1 protein-coding gene is annotated in these 1,289 nt (G+C 46.1%); it reads right to left on the bottom strand.

All coding sequences use genetic code 11. The features are described 5' to 3' along the window. Positions 1–321: 321 nt before the first annotated feature. Positions 322–1,289, bottom strand: a 968-nt coding sequence (locus NJ959_RS29680) for a formylglycine-generating enzyme family protein (protein ID WP_254015354.1), incomplete at its 5' end; no start/stop codon positions are given.

Raw genomic sequence — 1,289 nt, 5'->3', positions numbered from 1 at the left:
GGCAGCGTCCGATGTGTCTAAGAGACACATCCGTTACCCATCCGTTGCCCAATTTGCATTACACTTATATAATGGGAAACCGTGCCGCCCTATAACCTGAAATTACATCACCCAATTACCACAATTCCGTGCTAGAATAAAAACCTCTAGGAAACAGCATTAGTCCCGCCCACTAAAAACGACTCCTAGAACAAAAAAAAAACGAATACCTCAACCCATACCCTAAAAAAAGAAAAAAAATCGACCGCCAGAGGCGGCAAAAGAGAGAAAAGAAAAAAGTGAAGAGGGTAAGAGGGGAAAAGAGCAAAGAAGAATTCTCGCCTAGGAAACAACTAAGCGAAAACCGATGACGCTGTACCTGCCACCTGGCTCATTCCAGTCGCGATAAGCACTACGACAATCCCTGCCGATGTCGCCCCACGAACCACCACGCCACAGTCGCTGTCGCTTTTGATTATCATTCTCACTCCAACTACTCCCATCTACAGGAGAGCCAGAATAATTTTCATGCCAACTATCTGAACACCACTCCCAAACATTCCCGTGCATATCAAACAGTCCAAAAGCATTTGCTACTTGAAAACTGCCAACAGGAGTAGTTTTTACTCTATACTCCCCCTTTGGTGCTGAACGATATGGATAATTACCATTATAGTTCACCAAATCCGGAGTAATAGTTTCGCCGAAATGGAAAGGCGTATTTGTTCCAGCACGACAAGCATATTCCCATTCCGCCTCACTGGGCAAACGATAGTCGCGTCCGGTCTTTTTAGATAGTCTAGCACAAAATTCCACAACATCCAACCAACTTACAGATTCTACAGGTAAATTATTACCTTTAAAGCGGGATGGGTCAGGATTGAGAGTCTGATTCACTTGGGGCAGGGCAGCCACAGCTTTCCATTGAGCTTGAGTTACGGTAAATTTGCCCATGTAGAAGGGAGGTACTGTAACATAGTGCTGCGGACCTTCACTGTCACTTCGATTTTCCTCAGTATTAGGGGAACCCATTAAGAATGTACCACCGGGGATGGATACCATTTCCAGGATGACACCGCTACCTAAATCTTCGATAAAATCTTCGGCTCGACTGCGGCGGCAGGTGATTTCCCAGGTGGTTTTGTTGCCGAAAAATCCGGTGTGGCGTTTTTCTATTATTGTGGCGATGTCGAAGCTGTAGAAGCGGATGATTGGATGGTTGGGTGGCTGGTAGGGTGGGTTTTTAATGGATGGGGGATTTGTTGGTGTTGGGGTGGGTGGGTTTTTAGCGGATGGGGGATTTGTTGGTG

The organism is Limnofasciculus baicalensis BBK-W-15 (assembly GCF_024178385.1).
GTDB lineage: Bacteria > Cyanobacteriota > Cyanobacteriia > Cyanobacteriales > Coleofasciculaceae > Limnofasciculus > Limnofasciculus baicalensis.
The sequence above is the reverse complement of the archived record's forward strand: the minus strand, read 5'-3'. Positions and strand labels throughout refer to the sequence as shown.